Annotated in this window: 1 protein-coding gene; it reads left to right on the top strand. The window is 58.0% G+C overall.

Annotation, left to right across the window (positions count from 1 at the left end; all coding sequences use genetic code 11):
* Positions 1-960, top strand: a 960-nt coding sequence (gene dinB / locus D8U18_RS25165; protein ID WP_131108813.1) for a DNA polymerase IV, incomplete at both ends; no start/stop codon positions are given.

A 960-nucleotide genomic window follows, 5' to 3' on the forward strand; every position in this document is an offset into this window, starting at 1 on the left:
ATTGTGACTGTTTCTACGCCGCCATCGAGATGCGTGATGACCCGCGCCTGGCCGGCAAGCCGCTGGCGGTGGGAGGCTCGGCGGATCGGCGTGGCGTGATCGCCACCTGCAATTACGAGGCGCGGGCCTACGGTGTGCGCTCGGCCATGTCTTCCGGGCATGCATTGAAGCTGTGTCCGGACCTGACCATCGTCAAGCCGCGTATGGACGCCTATAGAGAAGCATCGAAGGAAATTCATACGATTTTCCGCGATTACACCGAGATCATCGAGCCGCTTTCTCTGGATGAGGCTTACCTCGACGTATCGGACAGTGCTCATTTCGGCGGGAGTGCCACGCGAATCGCCCAGGATATCCGTCGTCGCGTTTCCAATCAGCTGCACATAACGGTGTCAGCAGGGGTGGCGCCGAACAAGTTTCTTGCCAAGATCGCCAGTGACTGGAAGAAACCCAATGGTTTGTTTGTCATCACGCCGGATCAGGTCGAAGACTTTGTCAGTGGATTACCGGTCAGCAAACTGCATGGGGTCGGCAAAGTCACCGCCGAGCGGTTGGGCAAGCTCGGCATCATCGATTGCTCACACTTGCGCGAGTGGGACAAGTTGGCGCTGGTGCGTGAATTCGGCAGCTTTGGTGAGCGACTCTGGAGCCTGGCGCGTGGGATCGATGATCGCCAGGTGCATAACGATAGCCGTCGGCAGTCCATCAGTGTCGAAAATACCTACGATGTTGACCTTCCGGATTTACGCAGTTGCCTGGACAAGCTGCCGGAGTTGTTGGAAACCCTCAAAACCCGAATGGCGCGAATCGACAGCAGCTATCGGCCGGGCAAGCCGTTCGTCAAAGTGAAGTTTCACGACTTCACGCAGACCACGCTGGAACAGGCCGGGGCAGGGCGGGATCTGGGGAGTTATCAGCTGTTATTGACCCAGGCGTTCAATCGCGGCGGTAAACCCGTGC

The sequence above is a fragment of the Pseudomonas sp. Sample_10 genome, from assembly GCF_004321495.1.
Lineage (GTDB): Bacteria > Pseudomonadota > Gammaproteobacteria > Pseudomonadales > Pseudomonadaceae > Aquipseudomonas.